The organism is Paenibacillus sp. NPDC101420 (genome assembly GCF_050277435.1).
In the GTDB taxonomy this organism is placed as follows: domain Bacteria; phylum Bacillota; class Bacilli; order Paenibacillales; family Paenibacillaceae; genus Paenibacillus_AQ.
On record NZ_JBNNSE010000009.1, the window covers coordinates 19,654 to 40,499 of the forward strand.

A 20,846-nucleotide genomic window follows, 5' to 3' on the forward strand; every position below is an offset into this window, starting at 1 on the left:
ATCCTTTGCTTAGTAGTTTGCCTGCTGTTTATTCATTCTGAACAAAGATCTTCTAAACCAGAACACAAGAATAACACCCTTGAACACACTGCTTAGCGCAATCGACATCCACACCCCATTCAAGCCAAAAGGTTCGGATAAGAGTAAGGCTAGTGGAATTCGGAGTGCAGTAAATGAAATACTAAAGATCGGTGGGATGTGGGTTTGACCCATGCCGTTAAAAGCACCTACTGTCATCAATTCCATACACATGAATAATTGTGAGTAACCGATGATCCGCATATAATCTGCGCCCAATTCCAAACTTGTCTGGTCTGATAAAAACAATGAAAATAGCTGCTGCGGGAACGCAATAAATATAAGCGACACGATCACGCCAAAAATGGAGGTTAAAATTAAGGCCTGACGATACCCCTGCCTAATACGATCGAAGCGACGTGCTCCATAATTTTGACCAAAAAAGGCAGCAATAGCTCCCTGTAGTCCGCCAATGGTCATATAGGAAATGGATTCAATTTGGATTCCTACTTTTTGAACCGCAATAGCATCCGCTCCAAATCGTACAATGATCTTGGCAATGATGATCGATATGATCGTAAAGGTGACCCGTTGGATCGTTATCGGTAGCCCCATGCGGATGACTTCTTTCATTTGACGACTGTCCCACGCGGATGTGTTTGAAATGAGTTCTGACTTTCTTGTCTTCACGATAAAAAGAGCCGTAACCAAAATGTTCGCCGTTAATGTTGCAATAGCTGCCCCCGCTACTCCCCATCCTTCAAAACTGCCCCAGCCAAAAATCAAAAATGGATCAAGGACAATATTAACCATAAGACCAATGGAGAAGATCTGAAACGGTTGTTTACTATTTCCCATAGCGTTTAAGAGAGTTGCGAATAACGTATTCACGATAGAAAATACCGATCCAAATATCGAAATCACTAGAAATTGTCTAGCCATCCGCTCTACTTCATCACTTCCAAGATCAAAAAAACCAATCAACTGATTCTTGGTTAGTAGCACTAAACTCATATAGAGAAGTCCTAATAAAATAGACATCATAAATCCGTTCTTTATATAAGATTTAGCCTTCTCTAACTGACCAGATCCCATACAATGCGCCACCTTAATCCCTGTGCCGATCGTAACCATAGTCGATAAAGCAATCGCTAGATTAATGAAAAAACTCGCTGTACCAATCGCGGCAACCGGACCACTTCCTAATCTTCCAACCCAAATCATATCGACTAGACCATAAGTAGTAGAGATGAAATTCGTCGCAATAATCGGAAGCGTTAATTTCATTAAGGTAGGCATAATAGGACCCTGAGTCAAATCGTTTGTGTACTTCAAGTCCTTCAAGTCTAATTACACCTTCTTCATCTAATTTCAAATCCATTATATAACCACACACTTATATAATCAATTGATTATATGTGAACAATATTTTGAGTTCGGATTTTTCGGCGAAATGGCTATTGAAAAGAACGATTAGTTCGTTTAGAATAAAACCAACGATCAGTTCTATATTTATAGAACTAATAACAAGTTCAGTATTTCACTGAAAGAATGGAGCAGCTCTTGGATTATAAAGTAGAGGTCGATTTTGCACCCATGTATGAATGTGTTAGTAGTATGACTGCTTTTCTAAGTAAGCAGAACCATACTGCCATGGATTCCGGTAAGCTCTGGGTACGCGATGTTCAAGCCAGATTCGCGCCAATGCTGCTACGTAAAATGCAGGAAGTCGTTAAGAAACTTGATGATTTCAGTTTGGCTCCCTATATTTGGTGCTGTCCGGGAGAGCGATCGGTAGAGGGGTTTTTGGAATGGTTCGATGGTTTATCTTCGGGCGAACTGTATGAAATATCCGGACGTTTCGGCCAATCGGTCCCTTCCAATCTTGCAGAGCTTAGGGACACTGCCGCTGACATCCTACGCGAATGGAACGCGGGATACTTCAGTGGAATCGATCCTAATATCATCAAAGGGCTTGAGCAGGAAGCCGAATCAAGACGCGCGATGCTAAGCGGGAACAATGATATGGAAGTCTTTGAAGCAGCTACTGCTGGAATGCGCCTTTATCCAACCGAACATCTGAAGCAGGTCATTATCATTCCGCAATATCATGCTCGTCCACTGGTTACGACCGCTATGTATGATGAATTCGTATTCACCAGCTACTCTTGTGATGTTCTCCCTCCGGAAGCTGGACGGCCTGCGCCTGCATTACTCCGCCTTACCCGTGCGTTGTCAGATGAGACCCGGCTGTATATCCTTCGTTTGCTCACAGGCAAGCAGCTCAATTTCACAGAAATCGTGCGTGAGGTAGGACTTTCTAAAAGCACAATCCACTACCATCTTATCGCACTGCGTGCAGCTGGGCTGGTCATTGTCCATACCAATGTTAGAAACGCATCGTACAGCCTGCGATTAGAAGCGTTAAACGGGCTGCCTCAGCAGATTGGGGCGTATCTGGAGAGTTAAGCGTATTTGCGAGAAATATAAAATAGTATAGGCGCAAAACTTATACTTTCTTATTTTAAGAAAGGAGCTACCAAGCAATGATAAAACGCAGCTATTATGGTCTACTCTCCACCATCACTTTAAGCGCTTTTGGAGATGCTTTTGGCTTACTGGCTATGGAATGGCTCGTCTATGAGCTAACCGGTTCTAAGCTAGCGATGGGAGCACTCGCGCTCAGCTCCGGCATACCTGAGCTGCTGTTGCGCTTGCTCGGTTCACCGTTGTCCGATCGGCTGCACCGGATCCGTTTTATGGCCTGCTTGGCAGCCATTCGCTTGTTGGCTATAGCACTGCCACTCGGCATGGGCCTGGCTGGCCAATTGCAGCTGTGGCATCTGTTTGTCGCCGCGGGTCTCAGCGGATCTTGCGCCGCATTGTTCATGCCAACAGCGATGGCTGTTATTCCTGGCGTTGCCGACAGCCGGAAGCTGGTGCGAGCTTTTGCTATCATTGATGGCAGCAAAAGCGCAGCAGTCCTGCTGGGGCCTGCCTTAGCAGGTGCGTTGACCGCTGCTAGTGGAGCGCTGCCCGCCCTTGGCATCAACATGATATGTTATGCAGCCGCCATCACTACCTTGCTGTGCTTACAAAAGCTACCGAAACCTTCTCCAGCCCCAGGTAGTTTCTCCATCACCGTTTACGTTCGCGAGATAGCCGAGGGTTTTACCTTCTATAAACAATTTCCTGCAATGCTTACGATTATGATCATGGCCTCCATCAGTAATTTAAGCTCAATTGCCGTCTGGACGATGATGGTCCCTTTTGTACGCGAAGTGCTCCACCGCGATGCGGCCACGATGGGCACGCTAAGTACAGTTTTCGCACTGGGAACCTTAGTCGGGCTAAGTGTGATTTCCATGATAGGGGAAATTAAAAAAAGACGGCTTGTCATGCTTAGCAGTCTGGGGACCATAGGTTTAGTGACTACCTTATGGGGGTTATTCCCTAGTTTTTCTTTTGCTCTCGCCGCTGTATTTGCTACTGGGACGTTAGGTCCCTTCTTCGGTTCCTTAAGCTCTTCACTCCATGGACGTCTAGTTCCGAGCCATCTGCAAGGAAGAGTCAATTCTATTCGCTTTCTGATCGGTGGCGGCTTGCAGCCTTTTGGTGCTTTTGCCGGTGGCGCGATTGCCCAGCATTATGGGGTGCCCGCACTTTTTGTAATCGCCGGACTGCTTCCAATGCTCTGTGCTAGCGCAGCCTTGCTGCTCCCCGGACTAAAAGCGCTGGATGGTGACCTTTCCACCCTTGAGGCTACCCATAGGCGACCCGTTGTGGAAGTTCCGTCACAAGGTGTTGTAACTGAACGATAAGTGGGGATATGTAGAAGAGTTCACTGATTCTAATAGAAACAGCGGTAGTTTAGGACAAGGAAATCCCGTCCTAAACTACCGCTGTTTATTTTAATTTATCAGGTAAAAAAGGAAACCGGATTTTTAATTTTTTCACAATAGACTACCCACTGTCGTTGATGGCGGCGGATGGCAGTCTGTTTTTTTATAGTCTTGTTAACGTTCCATTCACACTACTCTGATAATGTCTATAAGCGTTAGGTGGATGATCATCCAAACCCAATAAATGATGATGCGGAGGATAATAATGTTAACTTATATAAAAAAAAGACTGATCGTTGGTCTAACCCTATTGGCTGTGATTAGTGCCGGATTAGGCGCAAGCCTGGTGTTGCCCGAGAAACAGGCATCGGCCGAGACTAAGACGGATCAAACCGCGCTAACTTTAACTCAGACTGAAGCCCCTGCCAATCTCGATGATACCGAGAGTCTGACCACCTTCGTTGATGGCATCATGGAAAAAGATATGAATCGGCTGCAAATTCCGGGAGCGGTCATCTCCATCGTAAAAGACGACAAGATTATTTTGGCCAAAGGTTATGGAAGTTCCAATCTGAAAAAGGCAGCACCCGTTGACCCGATAACCAGCATGTTTCGAATTGCTTCAACGACAAAGCTGTTCACCTGGACAGCGGTGATGCAACTGGTCGAGCAAGGCAAAATTGATCTAGACACGGATATTAACACCTACCTGAAATCAGTGAAGATCCCTGCTACTTATCCTGAACCTATCACTATGCGCCATTTGATGACACATACAGCAGGGTTCGAAGAAGGTGGAGTTGGTTATCAAATCACTACAGACCCTGCCAAATTGCCGGGGTCAATCTCGGAAACACTCAATAAGCATATGTTGGCACGAGTAAGACCACCCGGACAGATAAGTTCTTATTCGAACTACGGAGCTACACTCGCAGGTCTAATTGTAGAGGAAGTTAGCGGTATTCCTTACAATGATTATATAAAGAAATATATTTTTGATCCGCTCGACATGAAATATTCGACTGTAGTAGAACCTTTGCCGGAGTCATTCATGCCCAACAAAGTTGTGGGGTACAACAGCGAGAACGGTAGTTTTATTCCAGGTACACCTACCTTCGAGGGCGGCTTTCGTCCTGCCGGCTCGGGTACAGTATCAGCAGTAGATATGACGCATTTCATGATCGCCCATCTGCAGAACGGGAAATATGGAGACCAGCAGATTCTGAGACCCGAGACGGCAGAACTAATGCATTCAACGGCGTTTCAATTTGATAAACGTCTGCCGGGGGTGGATCTTGGGTTCGCAGAGAAACAAATCAATGGGCTCACGCTGATCACTCATGGTGGTTCTGACCCCATGTTTAATACGGGATTGTATCTTGTGCCTGCCAAGCATGTAGGCATCTTTGTATCCTACAACGGCGGTGAGGGCGGTGATTCCGCAGCAGACCTCATCCAAGCCTTTTTCAACCGCTACTACCCTGCTCCTGATGCGAGTCAGGCTGAATTCATCGCTTCTGATGAATCTATTCAGAAATTTGCAGGAGCCTATCAATTTACCCGCAGAAACATCAGTGATATTGATAAATTTTTCAATTTTTTCGCTCAGCTGAATGTCTCGGTTGAGGATAATAAGCTATCCTTGGGAAGTGGTAGTGAACAACAATTGTATCGTGAAGTCAGTCCGAATATGTTCCAACTCGAGGGAGGTACCGAACAAATTGCCTTCCGCACGAATGAGTCCGGTAAGGTTACACATATGATCTTAGGGATGGCACCTGATATGCCGCTGGAGCGTACGCCTCTCTTGGATCAGAATAAATTTTGGCTTATCATACTAGGGTTCTCGGGGTTGATTTTCATCACTGCATTGCTCGGACTAATCTTCTCCAGACGCAAGATTAAGGCGATGACGCCACCTGAAAAGTGGGCCATCCGCCTATCTACGGGAACTGCTGCTTGGGCGCTGCTATCTTTCGTCACGATATTTATGGTGGTTATGTCCATGGACATGATGCAGAAGTTCAGCGGGATCAGTCTTTCGCTTTCTCTCAGTTTAGTTATGCCAATCATTTTGGTTGGTCTGACTTTAGCTTTACTAATCTCGGCTATACTGGTTTGGAAGAATAAATACTGGACAGCTTTTAAGCGTGTGCATTATACGTTAGTGACGCTTTCGGCTGTGGCGATGACTCTGTTCTTCTACTATTGGAACCTGTTGGGTTGGCAGTTCGGATAACACCATTACTTGCCAAGTACAAATCAGATATAATGAAAGCTTAATAGAGGAGGAAAATCGTGGCTACTATACTTATCGCTGATGATGATGATAATATCCGAAAGCTAATGTCTTTATTTTTGCGAAAAGAAGGTTTTGACCTCAAAGAAGCCAGGGATGGTACCAAAGCTCTGTCCATTATACAGAACTCGCGTGTCGATCTCGTCATTCTAGATATTATGATGCCAGGATTGGATGGTTGGGATCTATGCAGAGAAATCAGGCGCTGGGATGCCAACATCCCCCTCCTCATGGTGACGGCTAAAGCGGAATCCGCACACAAAGTGAAAGGCTTTCAACTTGGTACGGATGACTATCTAACGAAACCATTTGATCCGCTTGAATTGGTAATGCGAGTAAAAGCTTTGCTTAAACGCTCGCTGGTCGTTTCTTCCCAGTCCGTGCAGTTGGGTAATGTGACGCTCAACCGGCGCACTTTTCAGGTCACGCGTGGTGAAGAACCGGTCACAATTCCTTTGAAGGAATTTGAGCTGCTGTTTCTGCTGGCCAGCCATCCTGGGCAAATCTTCACAAGAGAACAGTTGATTCTTCAAATCTGGGGATTGAATTATGAAGGAGACGGCCGGACTGTAGATGTGCATATAAGTCGGTTGAGGGAGAAATTCAGCGGCAAGGGCGAGCAATTTCAAATCGAAACGGCCCGCGGCCTGGGATATCGGCTGATCCCTATGCCATGATCAAGACATTGTATGTACGCGTCATTCTCACGTTTCTGGGCATCATCATCTTTAGTCTAATCTGTTCCTTTTTCATTGGCTTGTATGTCTTTCAGAAACAAATAAGTTATGAGGGACAGAATGAAATGATCGTAGTGGGAAAAGAGATCATTCACCGCTATGATGACGCCAAACCTAAAGATACGGACGAGTTCCTGAATAGTATGGTTAAGGTATCCGCACACCCTATCCACCTGTACAATCATGCCGGAGAACATACCTTTTATGGGCTCAAGGGTAGTCCGGCTGTCACTGTCCCCCCCGAAGCTATCAAACAAGTACTGCAAGGAAAGCTCTACCGTTCCTCCGCGGAAGATAAGGATATTTTTATCGGGATGCCCTTTATGTTGAACGGAGAGTGGCGTGCGATGTTCTTGCAGTATTCTGCTGAGAACGAAAATATCGTCAATCGGATGGTGCTCTTTGTGCTTTTGCTCGTGCTTTTGCTGGGTAGCGTATGCATTCTTATTGCCGCCAGATATTTGGTGGAGCCGATCAAAGCACTGACGAATGCGACAAAAAGACTGGCCAAGGGGGATTTCGAGGTGGAGCTTAAAGTGAACCGAATAGATGAAATCGGGGAATTGACACAAAGCTATGTGGAGATGGCAGGGGAGCTGAAGCAGTTGGAACAAATGAGGCAGGATTTCGTATCCAACGTTTCTCATGAAATCCAGACACCGCTTACGTCCATTTCCGGCTTTGCCAAGGCGTTGCAGAACCATGATTTGATCGTGGAAGAGGAACGCAGCGAATATCTTGATATCATCATTGCGGAGAGTGAACGTCTGTCGAGGCTAAGTGATAATTTACTGAAGCTCGCTTCCCTGGATTCTGAACATCATCCCTTCAACGCAAGTTCCTTCAATCTTGACGAGCAGATTAGAACCATCGTTGTGACCTGTGAGCCCCAATGGTCAGCCAAAGGCATCGTTATCGATCTAGAGCTGCCGGAAGCGGTCAAATTTAAGGGTGATGAAGATCAGCTGAAGCAAGTATGGATGAATTTGCTCAGCAACAGCATCAAATTCACACCGGTAGGCGGGAATATCCGCATCAGTATAGATAGTAGTGCAGCAGAAGTATCCGTCACCATCAGCGATAATGGAATCGGGATGTCCCCGGAAGAGTTCAATGCCGTATTCCAAAGATTTTATAAAATAGACAAGTCGCGGAACGGAAACAACAATGGCAACGGTCTTGGACTTGCGATCGTTAAAAAAATTGTCTCTCTGCATCAAGGAAGGATAGAGGTAGACAGTGCTATCGGAGAGGGAACGACGATTATCGTCAGGTTGCCCGTTTTCCCGTCTGCTCCCAGCCGAAAGAGCCTTAAGCCCTTTGAAGATAACTCAGCACCTATGGATATCGTAAGAGAATAATCAAAAAACAGGCGATACCGGTAGACCGGAGCATCGCCTGTTTTTTAAGGTTAGATCTAGGAGCATCGCGACTAGGTATATTCTCTTCTCAGTTGCTTGTCTCAGTGGAGCGTATAACAGCCACTGGCACTTTCTCCCTCTACTTCGGCTAAAAACCGAAGGGGGGTTCTTTGAGCCTTTCTTCGATGTTGGATTTGGGTTTCGCGCTGATAGCAGCGGAGAGAACGGACTGATTGTGGAAAAGCGGAGCGTTCGCCTTTGTGTCCGGATTTTACCCTAGGGGGAAAAATCCAAAAAAATCTGGACACAACAGCGATTGTAACAACAGTCCGTTCTCGGAGCGTCCGCCAGCGCAATGCGCAGCACTTAAAACGCCAAACACCCAATCCCAAAACCTAAGGCTCAATCAACCCATACTTCGTTTTTATCCGATCCAACTTTTCAATCATAGGGTTAGCAATGAAAAAGAGGAACACCACCGTCGAGATGGCATGCACCATATCAAACCAAAAGGCGGAAACATAAGTCGTCATCAACGCCGATAATGAGAACTCAGAAGTGAACATCATCAGCGAGCCTATATTGATAATGCCACCATATACCAAGAATGTCGCTAGCCCTCCGAATATACACAGCGATAGCTTAGTCTTTTTAAGCAGACCCTTCTTGAAGAAAATGCCCGCCAGGAAGCCAATGATGCCAAAACAAAACATTTGCCAAGGCGTCCAAGGTCCCTGCCCAAAGAAGAAATTGGAGACGAAGCCCGCAACAGCACCGACCAGAAATCCTGCCTCAGCTCCCAAACTCACCCCTGCGATGATGACAATGGCAACAACCGGCTTAAACTGCGGCAACATGAAAAAGGCTGCGCGTCCAGCAACGGCAATAGCTGCTAGCACCGCTATGACGATGAGTTCCCTCGCCTGCGGCTTCCGATTCTCGAACACCAACGCAAACGGAATCATCGTGTAGAGGACGATCAATAGGCTGATAAAGTAATATTTGCGATCATCTAGGACAAAGATACCTAACAAAATTGTAGCTGGAATAACTATAAAGATTAGCAGTCCCGCTAATAAAGTTCGACGACTCAAACGACGACCCGTTACCTGCTTCGTTGACATAAACCAATCACACCCCCTATCGTTACTCCCTCACTCCATACATGACGCGCCATACGGTTGGCGGCAGTCGTATAGAAGCTGTTTCCCGCAAAAAACTTCTGGGCTTCATTCGTAGTGATGATATTTCCATCAAAGAACATGGCGCAGACCTCCGCATATTTGGCACAGAATTCAACATCATGCGAAACCATTACGATGGTAACACCTTCAGCATTAAGCTTCTGTAAGAATAAAGCTAATTTCTCTTTAAAAGGTCCGTCCAGTCCCTTCGTCGGTTCATCCAGCAGCAGAATCTTTGGCTCTAACAAAAGCACCTTGGCCAGCGCCGCACGCTGCTGTTCTCCCCCGCTAAGATCATACGGATGCATCGAGAGAAGATGTTCCAGTTCTGCGAACTTAACCACAGCCTCAACTTTAGCCACCTTTTCTTCCTTCGTTAAAGGAAGCTGAGATAACATTTCGTATAAATCTAGCTCGACTGTTTTTTTCACAAATAAGGTTTGCGGATTTTGCGGGAGGATGCCCAGATTGTTAGTAAACAGTTCTTTGGCATTCATTTTTGCTGGGTTCTTTCCACCGATTAGAACCTTCCCTCGATAGGGCTGAAGGATGCCGCTCATCAAGGAGAGTGTTGATGTCTTCCCTGTTCCATTCCCACCAACAATGCAATAGAACTGCCCTTGCTTTACTTCTAAAGACAAATCTTTAATGATGTCCGATCCGTGTTTATTATATTTAAACCATACATCCTTAAACTTTATGACTACAGGGCCGTCCACTTTCGAGCTTGGCTGAGATTCAGCGATCGCTGCAGGTGTCTTATCCTCTAGAAAAGCATCCAACCATTGGCGTCCTTCCTTTACTGTAACAGGCCATGGTAAGTCATTCTCTACGCCTGCGTAAATTTGCATCGGTGAGGGCATGGACAGAAACATCGGATGGTTCAGCTTGCTTAGAGCTTCTCCCACCCTTTGCGGGGTATCATCAGCAATCACGATGCCCTCATTCAGCACAATCAGCCGATCTGTAAGCGGAAGAACATCCTCTAGACGATGCTCGGTCATGATAACGGTTGTTCCAAGCTCGCGATTAATCTTTTTGACCGTCTCCAAAAAATCGGAAGCGGCGATGGGATCTAGCTGAGAGGTAGGCTCATCAAGGATTAGAACCGAGGGATGCATAGCCATAATCGCTGCTAAATTGAGTAGCTGCTTCTGGCCACCCGATAGCTCAGTCACACTTTTATGGAACCAGGTCTGAATTCCGAAAAAGCTCGCCATCTCAGCCACGCGCAAACGAATCGTAGAATTGTCATAACCTAAGCTTTCAAGGCCAAAGGCCAACTCATGCCACACCTTGTCTGTCACAATTTGATTGTCCGGACTTTGGAGTACATAACCGATTTCCGCTGCTTGTGTCCGTTGATCGATCTCTTCTACAGGTTGACCCTTATAATAAATCGCCCCTTGGCGTTTGCCATGTGGGGTTAGGATTGTTTTCAGTTGTCTTAGTAAAGTACTTTTGCCGCAGCCTGACTTTCCACACACAGTAATAAAGTCTCCGCTTGCAATCGTAAGATTGATATTCGAAAGAGCCATCTGCTCTTGTTCAGGAAAAGCAAAGCTTAGTTCTTCGATTCGATAGATTTCCATTTCATTGCCTCCACCATATTGATGAGCACAGGGATCATACATAGCGCAAAATAAGCGACATATACAAGGATACTAAAAGGTGTAATTGCGCTCGCTTTAATCGACGGATAATATCTCATCGTGTTCTCACCCATTGCTGCGCCGATAGCTACCATCGCAATTAAGCCTGTCATGATCAAGAGGGCTACTTTGTCCCGGGCATCTAGACAGAAGATCGAAAAGCTTGTACGTCCAGGCAATCCATATCCTCTTGACTTCATGGAATCCGCCGTCTCAATCGCATTTTCCAGGGCCCAGGTGGTCATTATCGATAGGATCGTAATCCCATTCCGCGCTCGCGCGAGGAGATTTCCCTGCGTAACATCCCGGCCAATACATTTTTGGGCATTCGAAATCACCTTGATTTGCGCTAAATATCTAGGAACAAAACGAAGCACCATCGAAAAAATCAACGACAGTGCCGGCAGTATTTTTCCGAATATATAAATAAACTTATCCGAGGTCATCACGACGTTATAACAGGAGAACCATATGATTACCGTTACAAACATGCACGCCGCTGCTACGCCATAAAGAATGGATTCCTTCGTAATGGGATTTCCATTGTTCAAATAGAACAAGATCGTTACCCCTTGATGATTAAAAACAGGGTTCATAATCGCCATAAATAGTAGAAAAGGAACCATGTACAGCAGATTAAATCGAACGGCTTTCTTTCCTTTTAACATAAAGGAGTAGACCACTGCACTGATAAGCGCAATCACCTGAAATATGGGATGCATGAACACCATGCTAAACAGCAATACAACGACAAAATATAGAAAATTCACAAACGGATGAAAGGTAGAAAAGCTATCCTTCATTATTTCTGAGCTCCTCCTGTGGCTACATAACCACCTACATCTCGACCTAAATCACAAGTGTATACCCATTCAACGACATCGCCATCCTTGAGAACATAACGACTACTGCCGTAGTTAGGGAACCAGCCATTTACTTTGTACATCCATCCACTAAGCTCTCCAGCATCAAATTCATACAGATTGTTTATGCCTTCAATATAATTACTGTTATAGATCGGAGTCATGCTGAATTCCATATGGATTTTATTCTTCTTCATCTCTCTTAGCAAAACATCAAATACAGACTCACCTTCATAAAAGGTTACCTTCTGCGCTTTATAAATGATACCATCTGCCGGCAATACTTCAACCTTATCCTTATTGAAAATATCCATATTATCTAAAATCGTTGCTGCCGACACGGACAAAGTAGCCGTTAATTGCTTCTTCTTATCTACCGTTGCATCTTGCCATTCCACGGGCTTAGGTTTCCCGCTCGGTACTGGATCGGTAAGGAATTTATCCTTTTTCGGTTCCAGCTTTGTTTCTGTTGTCGCTACTTTTGAATCCGGTTTGATTACTGGTTTTGCCGTCGCTTTCGTTTCCGGCACGGACGTTTTAGCCGCTTTCGGTGTTGCGGTCGGTTGTGCCTGTGTATCCGATTTAGGTGTTGCAGTCGGCTTTTCAACCTCTGTTACCGCAGTTTCGGTTGGCGTTACCTCTTCAGTTGGTTTTAACGTTTCAACGGGCTTAGGCTTAGCTGTTTCACCAGGTGTAGCTGTAGGAGCTATCTCCGTTGTCTCGGCATCACTTGAGGTTGTAGGCTCTACATCAACATTCTGATTGGAGGCCGTATTGGCTGATTCTACAACTTGAGACTCAACACTGTTACTCGCAACCTTGTTCGGGCTCTTCTGATAATTCCCGCCCCAAAAGAAGGCAATCGCCAACACACCAATAATTAGTATCGCTGTTAGCCATTTTTTCTTGTTCATTTCTTAAGTTCCCCACCTTAAATAATAAGCAAGGGTATACATGCTACCCTTGCTTATCTCTTTAAATAAAGTTCTATTTAACGTCTGTCATGTCATAAAGACTCGTCTGACCCTTAACGAACCGATCATAAGCAACTAGTGCATACATCGCTTGATCCGTAGCCATATGATCTACTTCTCCGGGTTTCGCGCCCCCGTTACCTACGCCACCCTGCTTCACGTGATAAAAACCACCTTCAGCTGCAGCAAAGCCTAGCAACGCATCAACTGCGGAACGACCATTTTTAATAAATCGGGAATCCTTATGTGGGTCTATTCCAAGTCCAGTTAAAGCTACGATAACCTGAGCAATGCTCTCGGAGTTCGTAGATTCCCAGCTTGCAAAACCACCATCTGCTGTTTGCGTTTTGGATAACCAAGCAATTCCACGATCCACAGCAGCCGTTACTTTGGCATTCGTTTTGTAATACGGGGTCAAGCCTTGAATAACCATTCCCGTAATATCCGGATCGGCCTCAGTAGCATTACTGCCTAGTGCCCATCCCCCGCCGTTGATCTCTCTGCCTAAAATGTAATCAATGAGCATCTCTCTAGTTGTCTGCGTCTTTACATCTTTAACCACTGGAATGTCGTAATGATTACTATCCAGAGCGATCAGGGCAAACACAGGTCCATTAATGCCTTGCTTGATTACAGTATCAAAATCCGCGAGTGGTTCCAGTAGGTTATAACCCGCCACTTTATCAATATTTTTGCCGATTGAAGTTAATGCCAAAATAACTCTATCATATTCGGTATATTTTACGCTATGCAGCTTCCCAGCTTTTTCTTTAAGGGTGGCTTCTACATTCGCATAGTACTTAGCGTAATAACTATCTGGAACCTTCACACCAGAACGTGCCAGCCCGAACACTGTCCAATCCCCGCCAACCGAGGAGATGACCGGGTTTGTTACTGTTTTTTGCAAAAAGGCTGCTGTGTTCTGAATATATGGACTAACTGCTTTGTTGCCACTCTTATAATCATGGGTTCTAGTAGCTACAACAGCTGCCATTTCTCTAGTTACAAGCTCTTTAGGCTTAAACTGATTATTGTCACCTAACATAAGTCCGGTGGCAACAATGGTTTCCACATCTGCTTTTGCCCACGCAGACACAGTATTGATATCTTTAATAGCTGTACCTGGCTTCGTAGCCGGGATTGATAATGCTCTGACAATAATGGCTGCCATTTGTTCGCGAGTAATCTTATCATTTGGCTTAAATTCATTATTAAAGCCTGTAATTAACCCTGCTTTATGAGCAGCATTCACATATGGATAGAACCAATCTCCCAGAGCGACATCCTTGTAGGTAATTCCTTTGTCACTCTTGATATCCAGTTCCAATGCTGATACTAGGATCTTAGTAAATTCTGCTCTTGTAATGTGATCTTTCGGATTTACCTGACCATTGTTACCTTGGATGTACCCTTTTACTGTAGCTGTTTCAATCGCTGAGAACGCCCAGGATGAGATCTTATCGACGTCTTTATACACTTGCTTGATATCGTTAGGAGTCGCTGTTGGCGATGGACTCGCATTCGGGTCACCCGGTTTAGCGATATCACCTGGAGCTGGCGTACCACTTGGTTTTGGTGTAGCAGATGGGGTTGGAGTTGGGCTCAAAGTTGGCATCGGTGCATTTAGATCCACACCCAAATTCGTAGTATAACGCCACTGAATTCTATCCCCGGCACTTAGGTTATATGAAGATGCACCATAATTAGGATATTTTCCATTCACATTATACATCCATCCACTACCGCTACCATGGTCAAATTCTCCATCACCAGCTATGGATTCAACATATACACTTCCAAATGTACTGTTCCAAGAATATCTATAGTCGATATCGCGGCTATCTAGCACTCTTTCTAGTACAGACCACACTGTGTCACCAGATTGTAGCTCTACCTGTACAGATGGAAGAACATATCCCTTCTTAATCGTAAGCTTATCCACGGATAGGGTTACATATGGTTTCGATGGAGTGGTTCCTCCACCATTGCCACTACCACCGTCGCCACCAGGTGTCTGAACTACACTGGATGTGTACGCAATGTAATCAGTGAAGTGATTGGTTTTTACGATTAAATCATTTCCATTATCGTAGGCATACTCTGACTTGCCGCTTGCCAAACCTAAGGCGTCACTTGCAAATTTTTGAATCGCATGAGGTGCACCATTTTGAATATAAGCTACATCTTTTCCTTTAAGGTCCTTAAAGGTTAATGTGATAAATTGACTGAATTCTACTCTTGCGCTGCCACCCATAGAAAAAGCTTGAATAATGCTCTCCAGCTTCTTATCCTGGGAAATAATCTGATTCAGACTATCTTTTAGTGCAGCTTCTGTGCCTGTTAAAGGTGACATTAGTTCAATCGCTGCGGCATTTCCACTTGTAACTTTTGCACCCTTAGGAATGACTACAGATACGTCACCTTTGGTAGCCTCAATCTGAGGAAGATCGCTGTTATTAGGTAAACTAACACTAACCTTCGATTGTTGACTTTTAGGAATAACTACCGTTATTTCCTTGTTGCTATCTCCTGTGCTGATCGGAACGATATAATCATGAGCATCATCATTGATTACAACTTCCGGCTTATCACCAGAAGGTAACGGAAATTCTTTCGGACCCTCTGGTTGTACAGGTGGTTGTTCAATTACCACATCATTCATATCAAAGAGACGGTTACTGTGATTAATCAGACGATCATAGGACACAAGTGCATACGTACCTTGGTCCGTAGCCATCCCATCTACTCTTCCGGTGAGAATATGCTTAAATCCACCATCCGGATCAGCAAAGGTAAGCAGTGCATCAATCAGTGAATTTCCCTTTTTAACAAACCTTAAGTCACTGTGCGGATCTATGCCTACGCCAGTTAAAGCAACAATGACCTGCGCGATGCTCTCACTGCTTGTGCTTCCCCAGCTTGTAAATCCACCTTGATCATTCTGTGTGCTTGATAACCATGCAATCGCGCGATCCACAGCAGCTTTTACATTAGGATCCTTTGCATAGTAAGGCGCAAGTGCTTGCATCGTCATTCCAGTGATATCGGTATCGGCTTTAGTACCAAATAACGCCCATCCACCAGTTGGTGCTTCTTTTTCTAAAATATACTGAACTAGTTTTTCTCTTGTGGTTTGATCTGTAACGCCTTCTACTACAGGAATATCATAGTTATGACTATCTAAGGCAATCAGCGCAAATATGGGACCATTAAGCCCTTGCTTCTGAACATATTGAAAATCTGCAAGTGCATTTCTTAAATCATGCCCTGCAACATTCGTGATATCTTTTCCGATCGAGGTAAGTCCTAGAATCGCTCTGGAATGCTCTGTGCTTTTAGAAGGGTCGAGTTTTCCATCCTTCATTAGCTTAGCTACTTCAGCAGCTACATTATTATAATAAAGATTGTAATAGCCACTTGGAACCTCGAAGTTGGCCCGTGCTAGAGAAAGAATCGACCATTCCCCGCTACCTGTTCCAAAAGACGGATTTTTTACAGTGTTTAGGATATAGGCAAGGTTTTTATTTAATTGTTGTTTGGCTACAACAGTAGTAGGTTGTTCAAATGGAACATCATTCATGTCATAGAGACGGTTGCTATTATTGATCAGACGATCATAGGATACGAGCGCATATGTACCTTGATCCGTAGCCATAGCGTCTACTTTACCGGTGAGAATATGCTTGAATCCACCATCCGGCCCAGAGAAGCTAAGTAAAGCATCTATAAGTGAATTTCCTTCTTTAATAAACCTAGGGTCACTGTGCGGATCTACGCCTACGCCAGTTAAGGCAACAACAACCTGTGCAATGCTCTCACTGCTTGTGCTTCCCCAGCTTGTAAATCCGCCTTGAGCATTTTGTACACTCGATAACCATGCAATCGCCCGATCCACGGCAGCTTTTACATTAGGATCCTTTGCGTAATAAGGCGCAAGTGCTTGCATCGCCATCCCGGTCATATCGACGTCGGCTTTGGTTATACCTAAAGCCCAGCCCCCGGCATCTGCTGCACCTTTTTTAACTTCTCTATCTAAGATGTACTGAACCAGGTTTTCTCTTGTGCTTTGATATATAACTCCCTTCTCATCAGGATCAGGGAATAATACTGGAATCTCATAGTTATGACTATCTAGTGCAATCAGAGCAAATATGGGACCGTTGTTCCCTTGCTTCTGAATATATTGATAATCAGCTAGTGCATTTCTTAGATCATGACCTGCAACATTCGTGATATCTTTTCCGATAGAGGTAAGTCCTAGAATGGCTCTGGAGTTCTCTGTGCTTTTACTAGCGTCGAGTTTTCCATCCTTAATTATCGTTGCTATTCGCGTAGCTACATTGTTGTAATAGAGATTGTAATAACCGTTAGGTACTTTGTAGTTCGCACGTGCTAGAGAAAGAATCGACCATTCTCCGCTACCTGTTCCAAATGAAGGATTCTTTACGGTGTTAACGATGTAGGCCAAGCTTTTATCTAACTGTTCTTTAGCAGTGATTTTATAAGTAACCTGATAGGTTACATTATCTGCTTTGTTTCCTGCGCCATCTATAGCTGTTACTGCGATTACGTTACTACCTGGGTTTAGAGATGCTTTGTACTCACCATTAGTAGCTGACAGAACGACTTGGTTCAGCTTTACTACTGGAATAATGTCTTTATAGACATTGTCTGTAACCACTACTTTGAAGCTCACATCTTTACTGGATACTTCCTGTTTATCTTGTATACCTTCTATTGAAATCGTAGGCTTCTCTGTATCTGGCTCTTGTACTAGCGCATTAATCTGCTCTACTAGAGCTTGATCAACCTCTGTTGTTACAACTGCACTATCGGCAATTGCTTCATTCGCATGAGCCGGGATTACGCTTGTAGAGAACGTCGTGATAAATACTGCTACAATAAGTAACCAAGCTAAAAACTTATTTTTCTTCATGTTTCCATAACCCTTCCCTTCTCTTCCTATGTTAAAAAACAGAATAAACTTTCATAGCACTACAAAAAAACCACTCAACATACGTCAAGAGGTTTAAGATAGTGAACCGCAACAATAGCAGGCATATACTATATCAAACACCTCTCTATCGCTCGTAGAGTTTAACGGTGTATTAGAAACAGGCAGATATTCTGGCTCAAGTATCATCACCCTTGCTACCTTCCCAGTTTCCCAGTGGCACCTTGCAAGGACTCCTCTTTCACAGCGGCGGGACCGCGCGGGATTCACACCCGCTTTCCATTTAACCAATCTATGATTGTAATTCCGAAACATTCATAATTGGCACCTATTGCTAATATTAATTTTTCATGCTTCATCATATCTAATATAGTTGCTTTTGTCATGCAATATTTGTTTTTTGTATAACGAGTAGTTAGCGATAATCCTATTGAATATCAAATCATTCTAACCACAATATATTCTTTTTCTCTCAGCTCAAAACCATCCTCCAGTGACAAAAAGGCCAAATCAAAGATTCGATCATACTTTTTATTACGTGGGAGTCCTTCTTCCTCAGCCCAGCATGTATAGAGCTCGAACTCGGCACCAGATACCCCATAATCTGTCATAAGCCTAAATAACTCCCGACAACACTTGAGTGAGGCGTTATACGATCCCGGTAGAGTATCTTTTAGCTTAGGGGATACAGAGAAGCCGCCCCAATTCGGTGAAATCCGGTACACATACGGACTCCGAAAATGCTTGCGAATCTCATCGTTCCAATACCCAAGTTCCTCTATAAAAATACCCGCTGCATCTTCTTCCGAGTCATATACAAGACAGTCCTCATCTCTTAAATGAGATAGATCTGCGATGTCATCCAAAGGAATTATGCCTTGCAGGCGCAGAGCCTCTCTTTGTTTCTTATACTCCGGGGAATTTTTCACTTCATTATATGTCTTTGCTGACGGTACACTGCCTCTTTCTCCTAATGGAAGCTCTGTAGCCGAGCCTATGTAATGAAATCTGCTCACTGGATTGCCCTCCATAACTTTGGAATCACTGCAAATCACTAATTCATATATGAATTTACCACAAATTAGTAAGGTACTCGTTGAAATTATTCTATGTTAGGGTATTTGGTAAGCGTTTACAACGAATTCATGGAGGTGTACGTATTCATCTAAGCACCAAAGTACTAAGGAAGGTCAGGTTTAAGCATCCTCAAAAATGATCTTACAAAGGAGAATTCAATGACTACTCGAATCCAGAAATCATTCTTATCATTGACCCTTGTCACCGCTCTTCTGCTCTCTTTGTTCTCATCCATTGCCGCCGCTGCCACTAAGGACGAGCAACAAGCTAAGGCAGCACCAAAGAGTAAGATCCAATCCTATGTAGACGATATGCAGCCCGGATGGAACCTTGGCAATACTCTAGATGCTACAGGTGAGGATGAAACCTCCTGGGGCAATCCGCGTGTGACCCAAGAACTGATTAAGAAAATCGCCGCACAAGGCTACAAAAGTATCCGTATTCCTATCACTTGGGATTCACACATAGGCGAAGCACCGAACTACACTATTGAAAAAGCTTACCTCGACCGTGTCGAAGAAGTTGTAGGCTGGGCGCTGGACGCCAAGTTATATGTAATGATTAACGTCCATCACGACTCCTGGTTATGGGTAAGTCATATGGAAGAGAAGCATGAGGAAACGCTGGCGCGTTATAATGCAGCATGGACTCAAATTGCGGACCGCTTCAAGGATAAATCCGATAAGCTGATGTTCGAAAGTATTAATGAACCTCGTTTCACAGATGGCGGAAGTAAGGATGAAGCGAAGATGGAACAGATGCTTGCAGAGCTCAACAATTCCTTCCATCAGATCGTTCGAAACTCAGGTGGAAAGAATGATGTCCGTCCGCTAGTGCTACCTTCATTAGAGACTTCTCCTACCCAACCTAGAATGGATCAGCTCTACAAGACGATTACAGCTCTTAACGATCCGAACATAATTGCGACCGTTCACTACTATGGCTTCTGGCCGTTCAGTGTGAATATCGCTGGTTACACCACGTTTGAAAAAGATACAAAAAACGATATCATCCAAACTTTTGATAACGTTTACAACACATTCGTAGCTAAAGGAATCCCTGTTATCGTTGGTGAGTTTGGACTGCTAGGATTCGATAAAGATACAGGTGTGATTGAACAAGGCGAGAAGCTGAAATTCTTCGAGTACCTTACCTATTATTTAAAAGAAAAGAAAATGACCTCCATGCTCTGGGATAATGGGCAGCATTTCAACCGCAAAACGTATAAGTGGTCCGATTCTGAGCTGCAGGGTGTATTAATGTCTGGTCTGAAGGAACGTTCCTCCAGCACTGAAAGCGATCTGGTCTATCTAAAAAAAGGTGCAGCGATCAAAGACACCAAGGTGAAGCTGAACCTAAACGGCAATAAGCTAACCACGATTAGTGCAAATGGGAAGTATCTAACAAAGGGAAAAGATTACACCTTGAATGGCGAGGAGCTCACACTCAAAGCCAGCCAACTCAAAAAACTCACAGCTTCCCAAAAATACGGTGAAAATGCCGTGTTAACGCTGAAATTCAACAAAGGTGTTGCGTGGAGACTAAAGATCATCGTGAATGACACTGCCAAATTAAGTGATGCCAAAGGTACGACTGAATCGTTTGCGATTCCAACTACCTTTAATGGTAACCAGCTTGCCACGATGGAGGCTGTCTATACCGCTGGTGGCAATGCAGGCCCGCAAGACTGGACACCATTCAAGGAGTTCGGCAATACGTTCTCACCCTCTTATAACACGAAAGAAATCAAGCTGCTTCCAGCCTTCTTTAAAGATGTTAAAGATGGAGAGGTCATCTTGAAATTCCACTTCTGGAATGGTGATATCCTTACGTACAAGATCACGAAGAGTGGAACAAACGTTGTAGGAAAATCTTCTTAACTTTC

General features: G+C 44.4%; 13 protein-coding genes and 1 riboswitch. Of the genes, 6 read left to right on the forward strand and 7 right to left on the reverse strand.

What is annotated here, in order from left to right:
* Window positions 1–9 precede the first annotated feature (9 nt).
* Window positions 10–1,362 carry an MATE family efflux transporter gene (locus tag ACQKMP_RS26865; RefSeq protein ID WP_427471954.1) on the reverse strand — a complete coding sequence of 451 codons (1,353 nt, stop codon included), beginning with the start codon at window positions 1,360–1,362 and terminating at the stop codon, window positions 10–12.
* Between the two features lie 219 nt (window positions 1,363–1,581).
* Between ACQKMP_RS26865 and ACQKMP_RS26870 the strand changes: the two genes are divergently transcribed.
* The 5 genes from ACQKMP_RS26870 to ACQKMP_RS26890 all read left to right on the forward strand — a co-directional run bounded on the left by ACQKMP_RS26870 (window position 1,582) and on the right by ACQKMP_RS26890 (window position 8,257).
* A complete protein-coding gene (locus tag ACQKMP_RS26870) occupies window positions 1,582–2,487 on the forward strand; it encodes an ArsR/SmtB family transcription factor (RefSeq protein ID WP_427471955.1) in 906 nt (301 codons plus the stop codon).
* Between the two features lie 77 nt (window positions 2,488–2,564).
* Window positions 2,565–3,839 carry an MFS transporter gene (locus ACQKMP_RS26875; RefSeq protein WP_427471957.1) on the forward strand — a complete coding sequence of 425 codons (1,275 nt, stop codon included), beginning with the start codon at window positions 2,565–2,567 and terminating at the stop codon, window positions 3,837–3,839.
* Between the two features lie 286 nt (window positions 3,840–4,125).
* Window positions 4,126–6,099 carry a serine hydrolase domain-containing protein gene (locus ACQKMP_RS26880; RefSeq protein WP_427471959.1) on the forward strand — a complete coding sequence of 658 codons (1,974 nt, stop codon included), beginning with the start codon at window positions 4,126–4,128 and terminating at the stop codon, window positions 6,097–6,099.
* Between the two features lie 59 nt (window positions 6,100–6,158).
* Window positions 6,159–6,836: a response regulator transcription factor gene (locus tag ACQKMP_RS26885; protein ID WP_405175669.1), complete on the forward strand. Its 678-nt coding sequence runs from the start codon at window positions 6,159–6,161 to the stop codon at window positions 6,834–6,836.
* A complete protein-coding gene (locus ACQKMP_RS26890) occupies window positions 6,833–8,257 on the forward strand; it encodes a HAMP domain-containing sensor histidine kinase (protein ID WP_427471961.1) in 1,425 nt (474 codons plus the stop codon). Before ACQKMP_RS26885 ends, ACQKMP_RS26890 begins: the two co-directional genes overlap by 4 nt.
* Before the next feature lie 395 nt (window positions 8,258–8,652).
* Here ACQKMP_RS26890 and ACQKMP_RS26895 read toward each other — a convergent pair whose 3' ends face one another.
* From ACQKMP_RS26895 to ACQKMP_RS26920, 6 genes are all read right to left on the reverse strand, one after another.
* On the reverse strand, window positions 8,653–9,381 hold the full coding sequence (locus ACQKMP_RS26895; protein ID WP_042184957.1) for an ECF transporter S component: 729 nt from the start codon (window positions 9,379–9,381) through the stop codon (window positions 8,653–8,655).
* Window positions 9,363–11,033 carry an ABC transporter ATP-binding protein gene (locus ACQKMP_RS26900; protein WP_427471963.1) on the reverse strand — a complete coding sequence of 557 codons (1,671 nt, stop codon included), beginning with the start codon at window positions 11,031–11,033 and terminating at the stop codon, window positions 9,363–9,365. Before ACQKMP_RS26900 ends, ACQKMP_RS26895 begins: the two co-directional genes overlap by 19 nt.
* Window positions 11,006–11,896, reverse strand: a complete 891-nt coding sequence (locus ACQKMP_RS26905) for an energy-coupling factor transporter transmembrane component T (protein WP_427471965.1) — start codon at window positions 11,894–11,896, stop codon at window positions 11,006–11,008. The genes ACQKMP_RS26900 and ACQKMP_RS26905 overlap by 28 nt, the downstream gene beginning before the upstream one ends.
* Window positions 11,896–12,870 carry a DUF4430 domain-containing protein gene (locus tag ACQKMP_RS26910; RefSeq protein WP_427471967.1) on the reverse strand — a complete coding sequence of 325 codons (975 nt, stop codon included), beginning with the start codon at window positions 12,868–12,870 and terminating at the stop codon, window positions 11,896–11,898. The genes ACQKMP_RS26905 and ACQKMP_RS26910 overlap by 1 nt, the downstream gene beginning before the upstream one ends.
* A 73-nt stretch (window positions 12,871–12,943) precedes the next feature.
* Window positions 12,944–17,866 carry an S-layer homology domain-containing protein gene (locus tag ACQKMP_RS26915; protein ID WP_427471969.1) on the reverse strand — a complete coding sequence of 1,641 codons (4,923 nt, stop codon included), beginning with the start codon at window positions 17,864–17,866 and terminating at the stop codon, window positions 12,944–12,946.
* A 164-nt stretch (window positions 17,867–18,030) separates the two neighbouring features.
* Window positions 18,031–18,231, reverse strand: a riboswitch (cobalamin riboswitch).
* 90 nt (window positions 18,232–18,321) lie between these two features.
* Window positions 18,322–18,900: a hypothetical protein gene (locus tag ACQKMP_RS26920; protein ID WP_427471971.1), complete on the reverse strand. Its 579-nt coding sequence runs from the start codon at window positions 18,898–18,900 to the stop codon at window positions 18,322–18,324.
* A 219-nt stretch (window positions 18,901–19,119) separates the two neighbouring features.
* On the opposite strand from ACQKMP_RS26920, the gene ACQKMP_RS26925 reads away from it, so the two are divergent.
* Window positions 19,120–20,841 carry a cellulase family glycosylhydrolase gene (locus ACQKMP_RS26925; protein ID WP_427471973.1) on the forward strand — a complete coding sequence of 574 codons (1,722 nt, stop codon included), beginning with the start codon at window positions 19,120–19,122 and terminating at the stop codon, window positions 20,839–20,841.
* Window positions 20,842–20,846: the final 5 nt, after the last annotated feature.